The sequence below is a fragment of the Gilliamella sp. CG16 genome, assembly GCF_046635785.1.
Classification (GTDB): domain Bacteria; phylum Pseudomonadota; class Gammaproteobacteria; order Enterobacterales; family Orbaceae; genus Gilliamella; species Gilliamella apicola_I.
This window is the reverse complement of record NZ_JBIDFL010000014.1, coordinates 45567-63305: the sequence shown is the minus strand read 5'-3', so window position 1 is coordinate 63305 and position 17739 is coordinate 45567. Positions and strand designations below refer to the sequence as shown.

17 protein-coding genes are annotated in these 17739 nt (G+C 35.9%); 3 read left to right on the top strand and 14 right to left on the bottom strand.

Annotated elements, in window-relative coordinates; translation table 11 throughout:
- Nucleotides 1-205 precede the first annotated feature (205 nt).
- Nucleotides 206-1021 carry a glutamate racemase gene (gene murI, locus ACGH47_RS10760; protein ID WP_411623393.1) on the bottom strand — a complete coding sequence of 272 codons (816 nt, stop codon included), beginning with the start codon at nt 1019-1021 and terminating at the stop codon, nt 206-208.
- A 212-nt stretch (nt 1022-1233) separates the two neighbouring features.
- Here murI and metK point away from each other — a divergent pair, with 212 nt between their 5' ends.
- From metK to ACGH47_RS10745, 3 genes are all read left to right on the top strand, one after another.
- On the top strand, nt 1234-2385 hold the full coding sequence (gene metK / locus ACGH47_RS10755; RefSeq protein ID WP_411623392.1) for a methionine adenosyltransferase: 1152 nt from the start codon (nt 1234-1236) through the stop codon (nt 2383-2385).
- Nucleotides 2369-2872, top strand: coding sequence for a SprT family zinc-dependent metalloprotease (locus ACGH47_RS10750; protein ID WP_411623391.1), 504 nt, complete (start codon nt 2369-2371; stop codon nt 2870-2872). The genes metK and ACGH47_RS10750 overlap by 17 nt, the downstream gene beginning before the upstream one ends.
- A 273-nt stretch (nt 2873-3145) precedes the next feature.
- Nucleotides 3146-3988 (top strand): 23S rRNA (adenine(2030)-N(6))-methyltransferase RlmJ, encoded by an 843-nt coding sequence (locus tag ACGH47_RS10745; RefSeq protein WP_411597372.1) that lies wholly within the window; start codon nt 3146-3148, stop codon nt 3986-3988.
- Nucleotides 3989-4056: 68 nt separating this feature from the next.
- On the opposite strand, the gene ACGH47_RS10740 is transcribed toward ACGH47_RS10745, so the two are convergent.
- The 13 genes from ACGH47_RS10740 to ACGH47_RS10680 all read right to left on the bottom strand — a co-directional run bounded on the left by ACGH47_RS10740 (nt 4057) and on the right by ACGH47_RS10680 (nt 17303).
- Nucleotides 4057-4425, bottom strand: coding sequence for a diacylglycerol kinase (locus ACGH47_RS10740; protein ID WP_065559732.1), 369 nt, complete (start codon nt 4423-4425; stop codon nt 4057-4059).
- Between the two features lie 21 nt (nt 4426-4446).
- Complete coding sequence (accA, locus tag ACGH47_RS10735) at nt 4447-5406, bottom strand: acetyl-CoA carboxylase carboxyl transferase subunit alpha (RefSeq protein ID WP_267352158.1); 960 nt, start codon at nt 5404-5406, stop codon at nt 4447-4449.
- Nucleotides 5407-5648: 242 nt separating this feature from the next.
- The gene (gene dnaE, locus ACGH47_RS10730) at nt 5649-9125 is read right to left on the bottom strand and encodes a DNA polymerase III subunit alpha (RefSeq protein ID WP_411623390.1); all 3477 of its coding nucleotides are present in this window, start codon (nt 9123-9125) and stop codon (nt 5649-5651) included.
- Between the two features lie 164 nt (nt 9126-9289).
- A complete protein-coding gene (gene fabF / locus ACGH47_RS10725) occupies nt 9290-10534 on the bottom strand; it encodes a beta-ketoacyl-ACP synthase II (protein ID WP_267352156.1) in 1245 nt (414 codons plus the stop codon).
- A gap of 160 nt (nt 10535-10694) precedes the next feature.
- Nucleotides 10695-10928 (bottom strand): acyl carrier protein, encoded by a 234-nt coding sequence (acpP, locus tag ACGH47_RS10720; RefSeq protein ID WP_065559736.1) that lies wholly within the window; start codon nt 10926-10928, stop codon nt 10695-10697.
- Between the two features lie 150 nt (nt 10929-11078).
- Nucleotides 11079-11813, bottom strand: a complete 735-nt coding sequence (gene fabG / locus ACGH47_RS10715; RefSeq protein ID WP_267352155.1) for a 3-oxoacyl-ACP reductase FabG — start codon at nt 11811-11813, stop codon at nt 11079-11081.
- A 19-nt stretch (nt 11814-11832) separates the two neighbouring features.
- The gene (fabD, locus tag ACGH47_RS10710; RefSeq protein WP_411623389.1) at nt 11833-12768 is read right to left on the bottom strand and encodes an ACP S-malonyltransferase; all 936 of its coding nucleotides are present in this window, start codon (nt 12766-12768) and stop codon (nt 11833-11835) included.
- 36 nt (nt 12769-12804) lie between these two features.
- Nucleotides 12805-13758 (bottom strand): beta-ketoacyl-ACP synthase III, encoded by a 954-nt coding sequence (locus ACGH47_RS10705; protein WP_411623388.1) that lies wholly within the window; start codon nt 13756-13758, stop codon nt 12805-12807.
- A gap of 4 nt (nt 13759-13762) precedes the next feature.
- Nucleotides 13763-14809 (bottom strand): phosphate acyltransferase PlsX, encoded by a 1047-nt coding sequence (plsX, locus tag ACGH47_RS10700; protein ID WP_411623387.1) that lies wholly within the window; start codon nt 14807-14809, stop codon nt 13763-13765.
- A gap of 33 nt (nt 14810-14842) precedes the next feature.
- Nucleotides 14843-15010: a 50S ribosomal protein L32 gene (gene rpmF / locus ACGH47_RS10695; RefSeq protein WP_025316508.1), complete on the bottom strand. Its 168-nt coding sequence runs from the start codon at nt 15008-15010 to the stop codon at nt 14843-14845.
- A gap of 4 nt (nt 15011-15014) precedes the next feature.
- Nucleotides 15015-15524, bottom strand: coding sequence for a 23S rRNA accumulation protein YceD (yceD, locus tag ACGH47_RS10690; RefSeq protein ID WP_411605524.1), 510 nt, complete (start codon nt 15522-15524; stop codon nt 15015-15017).
- 256 nt (nt 15525-15780) lie between these two features.
- Entirely contained in the window at nt 15781-16698 is a 918-nt protein-coding gene (locus ACGH47_RS10685) for a TPM domain-containing protein (RefSeq protein ID WP_411623386.1), read from the bottom strand.
- 8 nt (nt 16699-16706) lie between these two features.
- Nucleotides 16707-17303 carry a LemA family protein gene (locus ACGH47_RS10680; protein WP_411623385.1) on the bottom strand — a complete coding sequence of 199 codons (597 nt, stop codon included), beginning with the start codon at nt 17301-17303 and terminating at the stop codon, nt 16707-16709.
- Nucleotides 17304-17739 lie beyond the last annotated feature (436 nt).

Sequence of the window (17739 nt, the reverse complement as noted above, 5' to 3'; positions counted from 1 at the left end):
TTACTGTCTCAAGGGCTGCGTATACTACGCTACACCTTTTTATTCGTCAAGATCTTTTTTCAATTTTTTTGATCCTGTTCACTAACCTCTTGTTCCGCCTGCTTTCGCTGACGCCGTGTCAGTGGATGCGCATTATAGGCACTTCATTTTTTTTTACAAGCAAAAAAAGCAGATCTTTGCTCTGTTCGAGTAAGGTTTAAACACGCTAAATATTAATGTATTGATATTTATTAAGTTTATATTTAGTTAATTTGTCAGTTAATTTTTCAACATATTGGTTATAGTTGGTACTCATTACAATATTTTCCTTAGCACTCTTGTTTTCTGCATTTAAATCAAATTGTTCGTTAAGTAAATTATAGACACGAGTAGCAATAGCATTTCCTGAATCAATAAATGTCGCATTAGGAAAAATTACTTGTAACTCTTCTTTGATAAATGGATAGTGAGTACAACCTAATACAATAGTATCTGGTATAACAGGTTCAGAAAGCCACGGCGCAAGTAAAGTTTGTAATTGATTTATATCGACAGTAACACCTTGCAATTTATTTTCTGCAATAAATGCAAGCTCAGATAAGCCAAGTAGTTTAACTGTACAGTCCGTTGCAAATTCTTTAATGAGATTTGTTGTATAAGCGCGTTCAATGGTTGCCTTTGTTGCCAGCAGTCCGATACATTTGTTTTGGGTAATTTGGCAAGCTGGTTTAATAGCAGGAACAACACCTACAATAGGAAAAGAAAATTGGGATCTTAAACTCGGTAAACAGATAGTACTTGCTGTATTACATGCAATAACAGCTATGTCAATTAAATAATGTTTCGAAATATGTCCAATAATTGACGTGACCCTATCAATAAGAAATTCGGATGACTTATCGCCGTAAGGAAACATTTCATTATCAAATGCATAAATGTAATGTAGATTAGGCATCTTCTTGTAAATGGCGTCATATACCGATAATCCACCAATACCGGAATCAAAGACTAGCACTGTAGGAGTTGTATTTTTTATTTTCATATTTCTGTAGATGTTTAGCTAATTGATAGGTAAAAACGCAAACTATCGTAAATTGATTAAAAATTAATGCAAGTTATTTTATTACCTGTCATTGAAGAAAAGACACTATTAGAAAAATTTTTTAACTAGACGTCTAGATGGTAAAACTGCTAAAATGAGCGCTATTTTGAATTTATATGTTATTCGTACGAATAAATTTAAGAAGGTATTGAATGTCAGAATTTCTATTCACTTCTGAATCAGTTTCAGAAGGTCATCCAGATAAAATTGCCGATCAAATCTCAGATGCGGTACTTGATGCTATTTTAGAGCAAGATCCTAAAGCTCGTGTTGCATGTGAAACCTATGTAAAAACAGGTATGGCACTTGTTGGTGGCGAGATTACAACCTCAGCATGGGTAGATATAGAAGAGTTAACCCGAAAAACAATTAGTGATATTGGATATACCAGTTCAGAAATGGGATTTGATGCTAATTCTTGTGCTGTTTTAAATGCAATTGGAAAACAATCACCCGATATTAACCAAGGTGTAGATCGTGAAGATCCTTTACAGCAAGGAGCAGGTGATCAGGGGATAATGTTTGGCTACGCAACCAATGAAATGCCAAACTTTATGCCAGCAGCAATCAGTTATGCTCATGAGCTTATGCATCGCCAAGCTGAAGTTAGAAAGAAAGGAATACTTCCATGGTTAAGACCTGATGCCAAAAGCCAAGTAACATTAATTTATGAAAATGGCATAATTAAAGGTGTTGATACGATTGTTTTATCCACTCAACATGCAGAAGATATTGAACAAAATGCATTACATGAAGCGGTAATGGAGGAGATCATCAAACCAACCTTACCAGCTGAGTGGTTAACTTCCCGAACTAAATATTTCATCAATCCAACTGGGCGTTTTGTTATTGGCGGACCTATGGGGGATTGTGGGTTAACCGGACGTAAAATAATTGTGGATACTTATGGTGGAGCAGCTCGTCATGGTGGTGGGGCTTTTTCTGGTAAAGATCCATCAAAAGTTGACCGTTCGGCTGCTTATGCTGCTCGTTATGTTGCAAAAAATATTGTTGCTGCTGGATTAGCTGATAGATGTGAATTACAACTATCTTATGCAATTGGTATTGCTAATCCGACTTCAATTTATGTTAATACATTTGGCACGGAAAAAATTGCGCATGATAAAATTGTTGCATTAATTAAGGAATTTTTTGATTTAAGACCTTATGGACTGATTAAAATGCTAAATTTAATTCAACCAATTTATCAAAAAACAGCAAGTTATGGTCACTTTGGACGAGATATTTTTCCTTGGGAACAAACAGATAAAGCGGCTCAATTACGAGATGCAGCAGGACTTTAAACGTATCCCCATAAATTTGCACAACCAAGTTATAGCTTGCCTAAGAAAAAACTTAGCGCAAGCTAATCAATTGCTAAATATGCAATTTACCGAACCTAAAATAATTTATAAACCTAAAGGAAGTGTGGCAGGAAGTGCTTTTCTAATGCGTTGGGAAATCCAATTGAATTCAACAATGCTTGCCGACAATGGACAAGTATTTATTGAAGAAGTTGTGCCCCATGAGTTAGCGCACCTAATTGTTTTTAAAAAATTTGGCAACGTAAAGCCTCATGGCAAAGAATGGCAATATGTTATGTCAAATATCCTAGGTAAAATGCCTAAAACAACTCATAATTTCGATGTTAAACGAGACTTTTTTTTATACTATTGTGAGTGTCAGGAGCATCAATTAACAAAGATTAGACACAATAAAGTTCAGCACAATAATATAAATTATTTATGTCGCAAATGTGGTACACAACTTAAACAAAAAATGTTGTCCTAAATGTGAGATGACGAGCACACGTTACCTATAATCTCTTGCCATATACACTTTAAGGCTACAAAGTTGAAAAAATCCCTTTCTGACTTATAATACTCATTCTCCTTATATTTAGGTTACACCGATATCGCAAAATATAGTTTATATGGCTATCAATTTCTGATGATAACATCAGTATTCAACTTTAATTGAAAATTAATGAAAATGACTTGCCTACTTTATTAAGCTTTATCTATTTCACATGCAAAATAATAAACAAATGAGGCTAAATTTTTAATGTTAAGTTATCGTCATAGCTACCATGCAGGTAATCATGCAGATGTTTTAAAACATATTGTATTAACACTATGTATTGAATCGTTAAAGGAAAAAGAAAAACCTTTTTTATATCTGGATACTCACAGTGGTGCGGGGCGATATTTATTAAAAAGTGAACATGCTGAGAAAACGGGAGAATATTTATCTGGGATTAATTTATTATGGCAACAACCGGATCTTCCAAAACAACTTGATACTTATCTATCAATTCTTAAGCGCTACAATCCATTTGATACTTTAAAGTATTATCCTGGTTCACCGCTCATTGCTAAACAGCTACTTCGGGAACAAGATAAACTTAATCTTACCGAATTACATCCAACCGACTATCCTTTGTTAAGGCAGGAATTTAATAAGGATAAACGCGCAAGAGTATTACGTGAAGATGGCTTTGCACAATTAAAATCAAAATTACCTCCCGAATCACGCCGAGGACTGATATTAATTGATCCTTCATATGAGATCAAAGATGATTATCAAAAGATTCCAACGGCGATAAATGAAGCGTATAAACGTTTTGCGACTGGTGTTTATCTTATCTGGTATCCTGTCGTATCACGAACACAGACCCAAAGGATGATTGATGGAATTGTAAATTTAGGAATTAAGCGAATTTCACAGTTTGAGCTTGCTCTAAAACCTGACAATAATCAGAAAGGAATGACAGCATCCGGTATGATTGTAATTAATCCGCCTTGGAAGCTACATGAGCAAATGCAATCGATTATGCCATGGTTAAAAGAGAAGCTGGATACAGAAAAAACAGGCAACTTCACCATTAAAGAGCTAGTATCGGAATAAAAAAGAATGAAATGCGAGTATTTCACTCGCACTATTATCATTCAAATTGTCAATGAGTTAGAAAGAATTTAGGGAAAAAAGTGGCAAGAAAATAAGTAAATCCATAAAATTACCGTTAATAATAACGATAAAAACACGGCTGCAGATCCATAATCCTTAGCACGACCCGATAACTCGTGTCTTTCACTACCGATTCTATCTACCACACATTCAATGGCACTGTTGATAAGCTCAACAATCATCACAACACCAATAGAACCTAATAATAAAATACGTTCATATATCGTGAAATCAATTAGCATGACCACAATATAAGCCACAATCAACAACAATAATTCTTGACGAAATGCGGTTTCATATTTGATCGCTGATTTAAACCCTTTAAAAGAGTACTTTGTTGCATTAATTATACGTTTTAAACCCGTCTTTTTTTCCATAATAATAGTATTCCAATAAGGCTATCTTGCATAACCATAGTTCATAAGGCGTTGAAATCTTCTTTCAAGCAGTACGGATAAATCCATTTCTTCAAGTTCATTAAGATCATTAATTAACTGTTTTTTCAAAGAATCGGATACCGCAAAATAATCACGATGAGCACCACCTAGTGGTTCAGGAATTATTGAATCAATTAGATCTAATTTAAGTAATTTATCAGCTGTCATATTCATTGCTTCAGCAGCAACAGGAGCTTTATCAGCACTTTTCCACAAAATAGATGCACACCCTTCAGGAGAAATAACCGAATAAGTACTGTACTGCAACATGTTCACTTTATCAGCAACACCAATCGCGAGTGCTCCACCAGAACCGCCTTCACCAATAACAGTACAAATAGTTGGAACGTTAAGACGAGACATTTCGCGTAAATTTCTAGCTATTGCTTCAGCTTGTCCTCGCTCTTCGGCACCAATACCAGGATATGCTCCCGGCGTATCAATAAAAGTAATAATAGGTAATTTAAAACGTTCAGCTAATTGCATTAAACGTAATGCTTTTCGATAACCTTCAGGTGCAGGCATACCAAAGTTACGATATATTTTCTGTTTTGTTTCACGACCTTTTTGATGACCAATTACCATAACTGGTCGATCATCAATACGAGCAATACCACCGACGATTGCTTTATCATCAGCATAAGCACGATCACCCGCTAACTCATCAAAATCAGTAAAAATTTCTTTGATATAATCTAGTGTATAGGGTCTATTTGGATGTCTGGCTAATTGTGCGATTTCCCATGGAGATAAATTTGCAAATATTTTTTTTGTTAACTCTCGACTTTTTTTATTTAGTTGTTTAATCTCTTTGTCTAAATTGATATCTAATTCAACTTGTTGTGAATCAATATTCTTTAAGGAATTAATTTTTGCTTCTAATTCCGCTATCGGCTTTTCAAATTCCAAAAAATTGTTCATAACGCTTATGATTGCCTCTTAATTTATTTTGTATTTGTAATAAATACATTATTTAATATAGTATAAAGACTAATTCTTAAAATAAAATTAAGTCAATTTTACTATGTAATACTAATTAAAGTCATCTACATTTATCATGTTATCGACTGGGATATAAAAAAGAACAACTTATTTTTATCCTTAAATGTAGATTTGCTATATTCCTTTATTTTACTTAATAGGAATAATTTTATACTAATTTACTAAAATTCAAATTCAATACGATCATTACCTAGCAAGGTTTTAAGCTCTACAATCAAAGCATCCTCAGGAATAACTCGCCAAGTTGTACCGAATTGTATTCTAACGATCGAGTCATCCCTATGATAGTAAAGATTTACAGGTACACTACCATGTCGATAGGATTCAAATAATTGTTGTAGACGCTGCAACATTGCTCTATCAGCTTCACTGTCAGTTAATGTCACCGCCAAACCTTTAACATACTTCGCTCGGGCATCCTTCAAGTCAACCATATCGCGTACCGTCATTTTGAATCCACCATTAAAATCATCATGACTGACTTGACCGGTGACTATCAAAATTTTATCTTTAACCAATAAATGCTCAAATTTTTCCAGTGCATCAGTAAAAAGCATACCGTCAATACGACCTGAGCGATCATCCAACGTAAATAAACCGATTTTGTTTCCTTTTTTAGTAATGCGAACTCTAGCATCAACAACAATACCAGCAAAAGTGGCCATTTTTCCCCAACCCGTTGGAGAAGCTTCACTTATCCGTAAACCTCCAGAATAACGATTTAGCTCCTTCAGGTATTGTGTAACCGGATGCCCCGTTAAATAAAGCCCTAAAGTATCACGTTCACCATCAAGCAAAACTTGTTCTGGCAATTCTGGAACAGCTGCATAAGCATGTTCAACTTGTTCTGGTTCTTCAGCTAATACACCAAACATATCTTCTTGACCAATATCTTGTGCTTTAGCATATTGATCCGCCGCTTGCATAGCGTCGTTAATACTATTTAAAATCGCTGCTCGATGTGGACCTAATTTATCAAAAGCGCCAGCCATGGTGAGTTTTTCTAAAACACGACGGTTAATTTTTTTCATATCTGTTCGTGCACATAATTCAAAAATATTTTTGAAATATCCACCACTATTGCGCGCTTCAACTATCGCCTCAATCGGACCTTCGCCCACACCTTTTATTGCACCAATACCGTAAACAATTTCACCTTTTTCATTCACATGAAAATGATACAACCCACTGTTAATATCGGGCGGATTAATTTTGAGTCCCATACGTAGGCATTCATCGACCAGACCAACGATTTTATCGGTATTGTCCATATCAGCTGTCATAACTGCCGCCATAAACTCTGCAGGATAGTGTGTTTTTAGCCAGAGAGTTTGATAAGAAACAAGTGCATAAGCAGCCGAATGCGATTTGTTAAAACCATAACCTGCGAATTTTTCAACTAAATCAAAAATCCGCATAGCCAGTTCTCCATCTACGCCTTGCTTTTCAGCGCCTTCTTTAAATACAGAACGTTGCTTAGCCATTTCTTCTGGCTTTTTCTTACCCATAGCTCGACGTAATAAATCCGCACCACCTAAGGTATAACCAGATAACGTTTGTGCTATTTGCATGACCTGTTCTTGATAGAGAATAATGCCATAAGTTGGTTCTAATATAGGCTTCAAGGATTCGTGCTGATGATTAATATCGGGATAAGACACCTCTTCACGACCATGTTTACGATCGATAAAATTATCCACCATTCCTGATTGTAGAGGTCCTGGTCGAAATAATGCGACTAATGCAATCATATCTTCAAAGCAGTCGGGCTTTAAACGTCTTATGAGATCTTTCATACCACGCGATTCAAGCTGGAAAACAGCAGTCGTTTCTGCATTTAACAGTAAATCAAACGATTTCTGATCATCAAGCGGAATGCGTGTAATATCAACCGCTTCCAGACCTTCTCTTGCCTGACGTTCATTAATCATTTTGATTGCCCAATCAATAATGGTTAATGTACGTAATCCTAAAAAGTCGAATTTGACCAGTCCTGCATATTCAACATCATTTTTATCAAATTGTGTAACGGGATGATGACCTTCAGAATCACAATAGATAGGCGAAAAATCTGTAATTTTAGTTGGTGAAATCACGACCCCTCCGGCGTGTTTACCGGCGTTTCGAGTCACCCCTTCTAATTGTCTGGCAATATCAATTAATGATTTTACATCTTCATTATTGTCATAAATTTCTTGCAATTGAGGCTCGAGTTCAAACGCTTTTGCAAGGGTCATTCCGGGGTCAAGAGGTATGAGCTTTGCGATGCGATCAACAAATCCATAAGGGTGTCCCAGCACTCGTCCCACATCGCGTATAACGGCTTTAGCAGCCATTGTACCAAATGTAATAATTTGTGAAACTGCATCTCGACCGTACATGTCAGCAACATGATCAATCACTAAATCACGTTTTTCCATACAGAAATCAACATCAAAATCTGGCATTGATACCCGTTCAGGATTTAAAAAACGTTCAAAAAGTAAATCAAAGGCTAACGGATCTAAATCCGTTATTTTCAGAGCATAAGCAACAAGAGAACCAGCCCCTGAACCACGACCCGGACCGACAGGAATATCATTATCTTTAGACCATTGAATAAATTCCATAACGATCAGGAAATAGCCAGGAAACCCCATTTGGTTGATTACGTTTAATTCGGTTTCTAAACGTTCATCATATTCTGGTCGTTTTTGTTGTCTAACGTTAGGATCAGGAAATAAAAGTTCTAATCTTTCTTCCAAACCTTCACGTGATTTGTGAACTAAAAAATCTTCTGTAGACATATTCCCTGTTGGGAACTTAGGTAAAAAATACTCCCCTAATCGAATCGACACATTACAACGTTTGGCTATTTCAACACTATTTTCTAATGCTTCTGGAATGTCAGAAAACAGTTCGCACATTTCTTGTTCTGAACGTAAATATTGTTCAGCTGAGTAGTGTTTGGGTCTATTAGGATCTTCAAGGGTATTACCATCGTGAATAGCAACCCGAATTTCGTGAGCTTCAAAATCAGAAGGAACCAAAAATCTTACATCATTAGTTGCCACAACAGGTAATGCATATTGTTCTGCAAGTTTAACCGCACTATGAATAAATAGTTCTTCATTAACACGTTTGGTACGTACTAATTCAAAGTAAAAATGATCTGGAAAGTTTTCACAATAAAATTGAATAGCATTATCAATAATTGATTGATTATTGCGAATGATTCCGATACCAATATCACTTTCACGACCTGCTAAAACAATTAATCCAGATCGATACTCTGTTAACCATTCTTGATCAACAACCGGAATATCACCGATGTAACCTCTTTCATAAGCTTTGGAAATCAGTAAGGTAAGATTTTTATATCCATCATTATTGGTTGCAAGTAAAGTTAACCGAAAAATATCATCTGGCATTTGTGGATTTTTTATAGCAAGATCAGCACCAATAATAGGTTTGATGCCTTTTGACATTGCTGTGCCATAAAATTTTACAAGACCACATAAATTAGTAAAATCGGTAATCGCAAAGGCTGGCATCTGTAACTTGCTCACCTCATTTACTAATGTGCCTACTTTCGCAATTCCGTCAACCATAGAAAAATCGCTATGCAAATGGAGATGAATAAATTGAGGTTCTGCCATAATTTCCAGTAATGATAATGCTTTAAAATTTATATCAGATTATAACACAAGCTATATAAATATTCTTATTCTCTTTGTCGATAAGATTTAACACATCTAAAATAATTTTCAGGAAGGCTTTCGTCGATAATAAAAATTACCGACGAATAATTTAGAATAAGAAATTAGATTTTTTTGAATAACACTGAACCATTCGTTCCACCGAAACCAAACGAGTTACACAGTGCATACTCTAAATTCTTAACTTGACGAGCTGTATGAGGAACATAATCGAGATCACATCCTTCATCAGGATTATCTAAATTAATTGTTGGCGGTACAGCTTGATCACGTAATGCAAGTACAGTAAAGATTGATTCAACAGCACCAGCTGCACCGAGTAAATGACCAATCATTGATTTTGTTGAACTGACCATAACTTTGCTTGAATTTTCTTTAAAAATACTTTTTACTGCTTGAGTTTCAGCTTTATCACCTGCAGGAGTCGATGTCCCATGCGCATTGATATAACCAACTTGATTAGGTGTAATACCTGCATCACGAATTGCACATTTCATCGCTAAAGCTGCACCACTACCATCTTCTGGAGGTGAAGTCATATGGTAAGCATCGCCGCTCATTCCAAAACCGACAACTTCAGCATAAATTTTAGCACCACGTTTTTTAGCATGCTCATACTCTTCTAAAAACATGATTCCTGCACCGTCGCCAAGTACAAAACCATCACGGTCTTTATCCCAAGGTCGACTCGCCGCTTTAGGATTGTCATTATTGGTTGATAATGCACGTGCTGCACCAAAACCACCAATACCAAGCGGTGTACTCGCTTTTTCGCCACCACCGGCAAGCATGCCGTCTGCATCACCATAAGCAATCATTCTTGCTGCATGTCCGATATTATGAACGCCAGAAGAACAAGCGGTAGCTATAGTAATACTCGGTCCTTTTAATCCATAAATAATAGATAAATGACCAGCAATCATATTAACGATGGTTGATGGAACAAAAAATGGGCTAATTTTACGTGGTCCGCCATTAATTAGCGCACTGTGATTTTCCTCAATTAATCCAAGTCCACCAATACCTGAACCAATAGCGCAGCCAATACGTTCTGAATTTTCTTCCGTAATTTCGATGCCAGCATCTTGCATTGCTTGAATACCAGCGGCTATGCCATATTGGATAAAATAATCCATTTTACGTGCATCTTTACGTGAAATATTATAATCTTCGCCATTAAAGTTTTTAACCATCGCTGCGAAGCGCGTTGCAAAAGGGGCTGTATCAAAATGTTCGATGAGTTCAACACCACTTTGACCTGCTAATAAAGCTTGCCATGTGGATTCAACTGTATTACCAACTGGAGATATCATGCCCATTCCAGTAACAACAACTCTGCGTTTAGACACATTGTCCTCCAGAAAAGGATTGAGATGAAATTTGAATCAATGAAATTTTTACTTTGAGTTTTCTAATAATAAACATCAAGTTGATATACTTTAACAAGTTAAAGACATAAATATAAACTAGGCGATCAGTTGACCGCCTATTATGAAAACTCAGCTAAAATTATTGATTTGCAGTAATATAATCAATTGCTGATTGAACAGTTGTGATTTTTTCAGCTTCTTCGTCAGGAATTTCTGTATCGAATTCTTCTTCTAAAGCCATAACTAGTTCAACAGTATCAAGAGAGTCAGCGCCAAGATCTTCTACAAAAGAAGATTCATTTTTTACTTCGTCTTCTTTCACACCAAGTTGCTCAACAATAATACTTTTAACTCGCTCTTCAATAGTGCTCATACTCTTTTTTTTCCTATAAAAATCGCCGAAAGTGGCGGTGAATGTAAGTTTATAAAATGTTGAAAAAGATGCAAATCATTTTTCAACCCAATTGCTTAATTTTTGTTCGAATCGTCAAAATATTAACTTATTTTACACTATTCCAATCAATTACACCATATACATGCCACCATTGACATGCAAAGTTTCACCCGTGATGTAAGAAGCTTCATCAGATGCCAAAAATGCCACAGCACTTGCAATTTCAGCGGGTTCACCTAAACGCCCTGTAGGGACTTGTGCTAATGTTAACGCTTTCTGATCATCAGTAAGTGCTTCTGTCATATCTGTTGCGATAAAGCCTGGCGCAACAACATTGACTGTAATTCCTCGTGATGCGACTTCACGAGCTAATGATTTACTAAAACCAATTAAACCTGCTTTTGCTGCCGCATAATTCGCTTGACCGGCGTTACCCATCGTTCCCACAACTGAACCGATAGTAATAATTCTGCCATAACGCTTTTTCATCATAGTTCGCATTAAGGCTTTTGAGAGACGAAACACAGAAGTTAAATTGGTATTCAAAATATCTTGCCATTCATCTTCTTTCATTCTCATTAATAAATTATCACGGGTAATACCTGCATTATTAACCAAAATATCAATATCACCAAATTCCGTTTTAATTGCACCAATAACCGATTCAATTGATGCTTCATCTGTCACATTCAAAGCATAACCTTTACCGTGTGAGCCTAAATATTGGCTTATTGCTTCAGCACCTTTTTCCGTTGTTGCTGTACCAATAACTGTTGCACCACATGCAACTAATTTTTCTGCAATCGCTTTACCTATTCCGCGGCTGGCACCTGTAACTAAAGCAATTTTTCCTGATAGGTTCATAACTACCTCTTTTAAATTTTTATTTAGTATTTTCTAACGCAACATCTAATGAAGCTTTATCATTGACTGCACAAGCAGACAATGAATCAACAATTCGTTTAGTCAATCCTGTTAATACTTTACCTGGTCCCATTTCAACTAAAAGGGTTATACCTTGTTTTGCCATTTCTTCAACTGTTTCAGTCCATCGAACAGGACTATAAAGCTGAGCAATAAGCGCTGCTTTAATTTGATCTGCAGATGATTCAACTTTAACATCGACATTATTAATTACTGCAAATTTTGGCCTATTAAAAGTAATGTTTTCTAATGCTATTGCTAATTTATCTGCTGCCGGTTTCATCAATGCACAATGTGAAGGAACACTCACGGCAAGAGGTAATGCGCGTTTAGCACCTGCTTCTTTACATAAAGCACCAGCACGTTCAACCGCTTCTTTATTACCAGCAATAACAACTTGACCCGGTGAGTTGAAATTAACAGGTGCAACAATTTGACCTTGAGCGGCTTGTTCACATGCTTTACGAATTGATTCATTATCAAGTCCAATGATTGCATACATTGCGCCTGTACCTGTTGGTACGGCTTCTTGCATAAGTTGTCCGCGTAGTTCGACTAATTTGATAGCATCTTTAAAATCAATAACACCTGCACAAACTAATGCTGAATATTCACCTAAACTATGGCCTGCCATAAAATCTGGTTGTGCACCATTTACACTCTGCCATACCCGATAAATTGCTACAGATGCAGCAAGTAACGCAGGTTGTGTTTGCCAAGTTTTATTTAATTCTTCTACTGGACCATCTTGTACAAGTGTCCATAAGTCATAGCCTAATACCTGTGAAGCTTCATCAAAAGTTGATTTCACAATTGGATAAATATCAGCAAGATCTTTTAGCATACCTACCGCTTGTGAACCTTGTCCTGGAAATACCATTGCAAATTTGGTCATTTTAAAATCCTTGATCACATAAAAATAATTGATTAGTTAAAATCTAATGAGCGCAGAGCCCCATACAAAACCGCCACCAAATGCCTCTAATAGAATTAATTGGCCACGTTGAATGCGTCCATCTCGGACACCTGCATCTAATGCACAAGGTACCGATGCAGCTGAAGTATTTCCTTGTTTATCCAACGTTACAATGACTTTACTCATATCCATATCTAATCGTTTAGCTGTCGCTGAAATAATTCTTAAATTTGCTTGGTGAGGCACCAACCAATCTAAATCGGTTTTATTAAAAGCATTTTCAGTTAAAAGCTCATCAACTAAATTTGAGAGTTCTTTAACTGCTATTTTAAACACTTCATTACCATGCATCGTCATATAAACAGGATCATTCATATCACGGCGATCAACATAAGGATATTTTAATAGATCCCCGTAACGTCCATCGGCATGTAAATGTGAAGCAATAATACCAGGCTCTTCAGATGCGCCTACAACAACAGCACCTGCTCCATCACCAAAAATAATAATAGTGCCACGATCATCCGGATCAACACCACGTGTTAACATGTCAGACCCCACTACTAAAGCATATTTGATCGCACCACTTTTTACATATTTATCCGCAATATCTAACGCATAAACAAATCCTGAACATGCAGCCGAAACATCAAAGGCAATCACATCAGCTATTTCAAGTTTAGCTTGTAGTTCAGTTGCAGAACTTGGAAAAGCATTCACTGAAGTTGCTGTTGCAACAATGATCAAACCAATATCATTTTTATCGATACCTGCCATGTCAATAGCATTAATTGCCGCTTCATAGGCCATTGTTGTTACAGTTTCATCTGGAGCGGCAATACGCCTTTCTTTGATGCCAGTGCGTGTCGTAATCCATTCATCACTAGTATCAACCATTTTTTCAAGATCTGCGTTGGTTCGTATCTGTTTTGGAAGATAACTTCCTGTTCCTAATATCTTTGTATACATCTAATTATTCGCTCTTAGGTAGTGCGGAAGAAAGACTGGTTGCAATCTTCTCTGGTATATTTGTTTGTATAGCCAAAATAGCTTGTTCTATTGCTGCAAAAAAAGATTTTTGATTGGCACTACCGTGACTTTTAATCACAATACTTTGAAGTCCAAGTAAACAGGCTCCATTATATCGCCCAGGATCCAAATAACAAAAATTTTTTGCAATCTTTCTTTGTATCCATTTGCTCAGTAATTTCATTAAAAATGAATTATGATTTAAGGATAATTTGAGCGAAGACATAAAAATTTTGATTAAGCCTTCTACCGTTTTTAATGTTACATTACCCACAAATCCATCACAGACTAATACATCGGTTTTACCAGTTAAAAGATCATTGCCTTCTAAATAACCGATATAATTAATTTGTTCATTCGATTTTAAAACTGCCGCTGCTGCACGAATTTTATCTAATCCTTTAATATCCTCTTCACCAATGTTAAGTAATGCAACTCGTGGAGTTTCGATCTTAAGTACGGTTTTGGCAAGAATCTCACCCATTATCGCAAATTGTACTAACATATCACTATCACATTCAGCATTAGCGCCAAGATCCAAAACGACTGTATCATGATTATTTAATGCTGGTATAGTCGCAACCAGAGCGGGACGGTCAATACCAGTTAGAGAATGTAATAATAGTTTAGACAACCCCATCAAAGCGCCCGTATTACCCGCACTAACACATGCCTGAGCAGAGTTATCTTTGACAAGTTCCAATGCAATTCTCATTGAAGAGCCTTGACTATGACGAATTGCGTAAGAGGGTTTCATGTCATTCGTAATCACAGTGGTTGATTCTATCAATACCAATCGACTATCGTTTTGATACTGTGCAATAAGTTTGGTGTTTTCTTTAGACAAAAAGGAGCTTATTTCTGTTAGATTACCTACCAGAAAAATAGAAAGATTTGGATAACGATTTAATGCTTGTATTGCAGCAGGAACAACAATACGAGGACCGAAGTCCCCGCTCATAGCATCTAACGCGATGGTTAGATTATCCAAAATGTCACCTGAGGATTTCTAAATTCGCAGTAATTATTTAGAAATCACTTTACGACCACGATAATAACCATCAGCGGTTACGTGATGACGTAAATGTGTTTTACCTGATTCATCAACTGAGATATTAGCAACAGTTAATGCATCATGTGAACGACGCATACCACGTTTTGCACGAGTTTTACGATTCTGTTGAACAGCCATGGATTTACCCCTTATTCTTTAAACTAACTAAAATTGCAAATGGATTTGGCTTTTCATTCTCTTTTGGAATATCACCAAATACCATATCTGCCTCTGACACTTCGCAGTGTTTACTATCATGTACCGGCGCAATTGGTAACGAGAGAATAATTTCGTCCTCAAGTAACGCTAATATATCCACTTCACCGAACTCGTTCATCAGAACAGGTTCATAATGTTCCGGTAGTGTCTCTGCTTGAGCATCGCTCTTTACAGGACTAAATTTATTCATCACATGAATTTCAGTGATAAAAGGTTTAAAACAACGTTGGCAAATCAGTTCCAACGTTATCTTCGCATCAATGTTGATAACACAGAGTTTTTGCTCATCATAATCAAAAGATAAGCGGCACTCGATATCACTTTTTGGACTTTCAACCCTTGTTGCACTTTTTGCTGGATAATATCCAACATAATCAAGTCGTTTCTGTGCGGCTTTAATAGGGTCGATCGTTAATGGCAATTTATTTTGCATAAAATATGCACATCTACCTTAAAAAATTATTCAGTGTAGCTAAAAACTACACGATGCCGTAAGGCGCGCATATTACCTTTAAATCAAGGTTTCGTCAATGGGATCGTAGAAGATAATTTGTTTTAGTCGTTGATTATTGGCTTGATATTTTTATTACTCCATTATTTCAATAATATAAAAAACATCAAATTTGAGATTTTTATTTGATAATTATAAGCCAATTTTAACAAACAAATTAAAACGATTTCTAATCAATTTACCAGCTACCAGAAGCGCCACCACCACCACTACGACCACCTCCGCCACCGCTAAATCCTCCTGAGCCGCCTCCAAACCCACCACCGCCAAAACCTCCTCCACGGAATCCGCCACCACCTGAACCACTGCTACCATTTATTCGTAAAAATCCACTCGCAATCGTACTCATGACAAACGCCAAGAATAGTAAGATAAAAGCAATGGATATAGAATGACCATTCCATAAGGTAAACCCACCTACTGATAATCCATTAAGTAGCCCAGTACCCAAATTTCGACTGGCAGAGCGTTTTGACGATCCTAGCGGAATAATACTATTGATAACAAAGCAAATGAAAAAAGAGACCAAACCATAATTAAATAATTTAGCACCAAATTCACCAGCAAGAAGCGTACCAATATCGGATTCATTGCTATTTTCATTACCTAGGGGTTCTGAGTTATCTATTTTTTGTTTCAAGACGGATATAGCATTTTTGATACCTTGATAATAGTTATTTTGTTTGAATTCCGGTGTTAATTGTTCACGTATAATATGGCTAGCAATTAAATCGGTTATGGTTCCCTCTAACCCATAACCAACTTCAATATGCATACGTCTATCGTCTTTAGCGATTAATAATAAAATACCATTATCTTGTCCTTTTTTTCCTATTCCCCATTGAGCAAAAACTCGAGTTGCAAATTGTTCAATGGTTTCATCTTCAAGCTTTGCAATCATTAATATGATAATTTGTGCACCGTCAGTTCTTGGTTTTTCAAATTTAATTAGGCTTGATTCTAAATCATCAATTTGTGAAGGCGTCAGTGTATTTGTCGTATCAATCACCCGCTGGGTAAATTGTGGAATTTCAGTCAGCCCAAAACAAAACCAACTGAATATTAACAATAAGCTAACTGGAAAGTATCTCTTCATTATATTCACTACCCAAAATTAACTGCAGGTGCATTAGAAATCTGTTTTTCATTTTCAACATTGAACTGTTGTTTTGGTTTCACTCCTAAAACATCTGCTACCCATTTTGTGGGTAATTTACGGATATAAATATTGAAATTTTGCACTGCTTCAATGTAGCGTCCTCGAGCAACAGCAATACGGTTCTCAGTACCTTCAAGTTGGCTCATTAAATCTTGATATAGTGTATTAGCTTTAAGCTCTGGATAATTTTCACTAACTGCTATCAAACGACTTAATGCAGAACTCAATTCAGATTGTGCTTGTTGAAATTTAGAAAATAAAGTAGGATCGGTAAGTTGATCTGCGTTTAATTGTATTGAACCAACTTTGGCTCGGGCGTCAGTGACTTGTGTAAACACCTCTTTCTCGTGTGTCGCATACCCTTTAACAGTATTAACCAAATTAGGGACTAAATCTGCTCGACGTTTATACTGGTTAATAACTTCTGACCATGAAGCTGCCACTTTTTCATCTTGGGTTTGGATACTATTGTAGTTTTTAAAAAAAATGAATCCAGCAACAATAAGTAACGCAATAATGAGTAACACAATTTTTGATTTCATCGTAAACCCCTTATAAAATTGTCTAATTAATAGGTAATGTAGAAAACACAACTAATTGAAACCATTAACAATTAAACTAAGGACATCAAAATATAGATCAATATATGAAATGAGCACTGAATATCATTAATACATAAACATGATTTGAATCAGAACTAAAAAGAACACTATAAGTAATAAAGAAAAGATAGTCAGGAAAAAAGTAATTCAATGTGGATTAGCTTAATTTTTCGTTGGTTTTGTATTTTTTAGAATAAATAACGCTAATCACACCAATATTTTTATAATAGTTAGATTGTATTATAGCCATTTTTATAAACTTTGCGAAGTATAATCATAACTTATTATTTAATTCCTTATGTCACTATTAGATTATTGCTCACATAACCTTAATGAATTAATGATGAATCGGAATATTAGATTTTTGTTTGTTTCA

Coding starts and splice junctions, on each gene's coding strand:
- fabG (WP_267352155.1), bottom strand. CDS start 11,813: ATGAACCTATCAGGAAAAATTGCTTTAGTTACAGGTGCCAGCCGCGGA.
- accA (WP_267352158.1), bottom strand. CDS start 5,406: ATGAACAATTTTTTGGAATTTGAAAAGCCGATAGCGGAATTAGAAGCA.
- ACGH47_RS10685 (WP_411623386.1), bottom strand. CDS start 16,698: ATGAAGAGATACTTTCCAGTTAGCTTATTGTTAATATTCAGTTGGTTT.
- rpmF (WP_025316508.1), bottom strand. CDS start 15,010: ATGGCTGTTCAACAGAATCGTAAAACTCGTGCAAAACGTGGTATGCGT.
- metK (WP_411623392.1), top strand. CDS start 1,234: ATGTCAGAATTTCTATTCACTTCTGAATCAGTTTCAGAAGGTCATCCA.
- ACGH47_RS10750 (WP_411623391.1), top strand. CDS start 2,369: ATGCAGCAGGACTTTAAACGTATCCCCATAAATTTGCACAACCAAGTT.
- ACGH47_RS10705 (WP_411623388.1), bottom strand. CDS start 13,758: ATGTATACAAAGATATTAGGAACAGGAAGTTATCTTCCAAAACAGATA.
- dnaE (WP_411623390.1), bottom strand. CDS start 9,125: ATGGCAGAACCTCAATTTATTCATCTCCATTTGCATAGCGATTTTTCT.
- fabD (WP_411623389.1), bottom strand. CDS start 12,768: ATGACCAAATTTGCAATGGTATTTCCAGGACAAGGTTCACAAGCGGTA.
- ACGH47_RS10680 (WP_411623385.1), bottom strand. CDS start 17,303: ATGAAATCAAAAATTGTGTTACTCATTATTGCGTTACTTATTGTTGCT.
- acpP (WP_065559736.1), bottom strand. CDS start 10,928: ATGAGCACTATTGAAGAGCGAGTTAAAAGTATTATTGTTGAGCAACTT.
- murI (WP_411623393.1), bottom strand. CDS start 1,021: ATGAAAATAAAAAATACAACTCCTACAGTGCTAGTCTTTGATTCCGGT.
- ACGH47_RS10740 (WP_065559732.1), bottom strand. CDS start 4,425: ATGGAAAAAAAGACGGGTTTAAAACGTATAATTAATGCAACAAAGTAC.
- ACGH47_RS10745 (WP_411597372.1), top strand. CDS start 3,146: ATGTTAAGTTATCGTCATAGCTACCATGCAGGTAATCATGCAGATGTT.
- yceD (WP_411605524.1), bottom strand. CDS start 15,524: ATGCAAAATAAATTGCCATTAACGATCGACCCTATTAAAGCCGCACAG.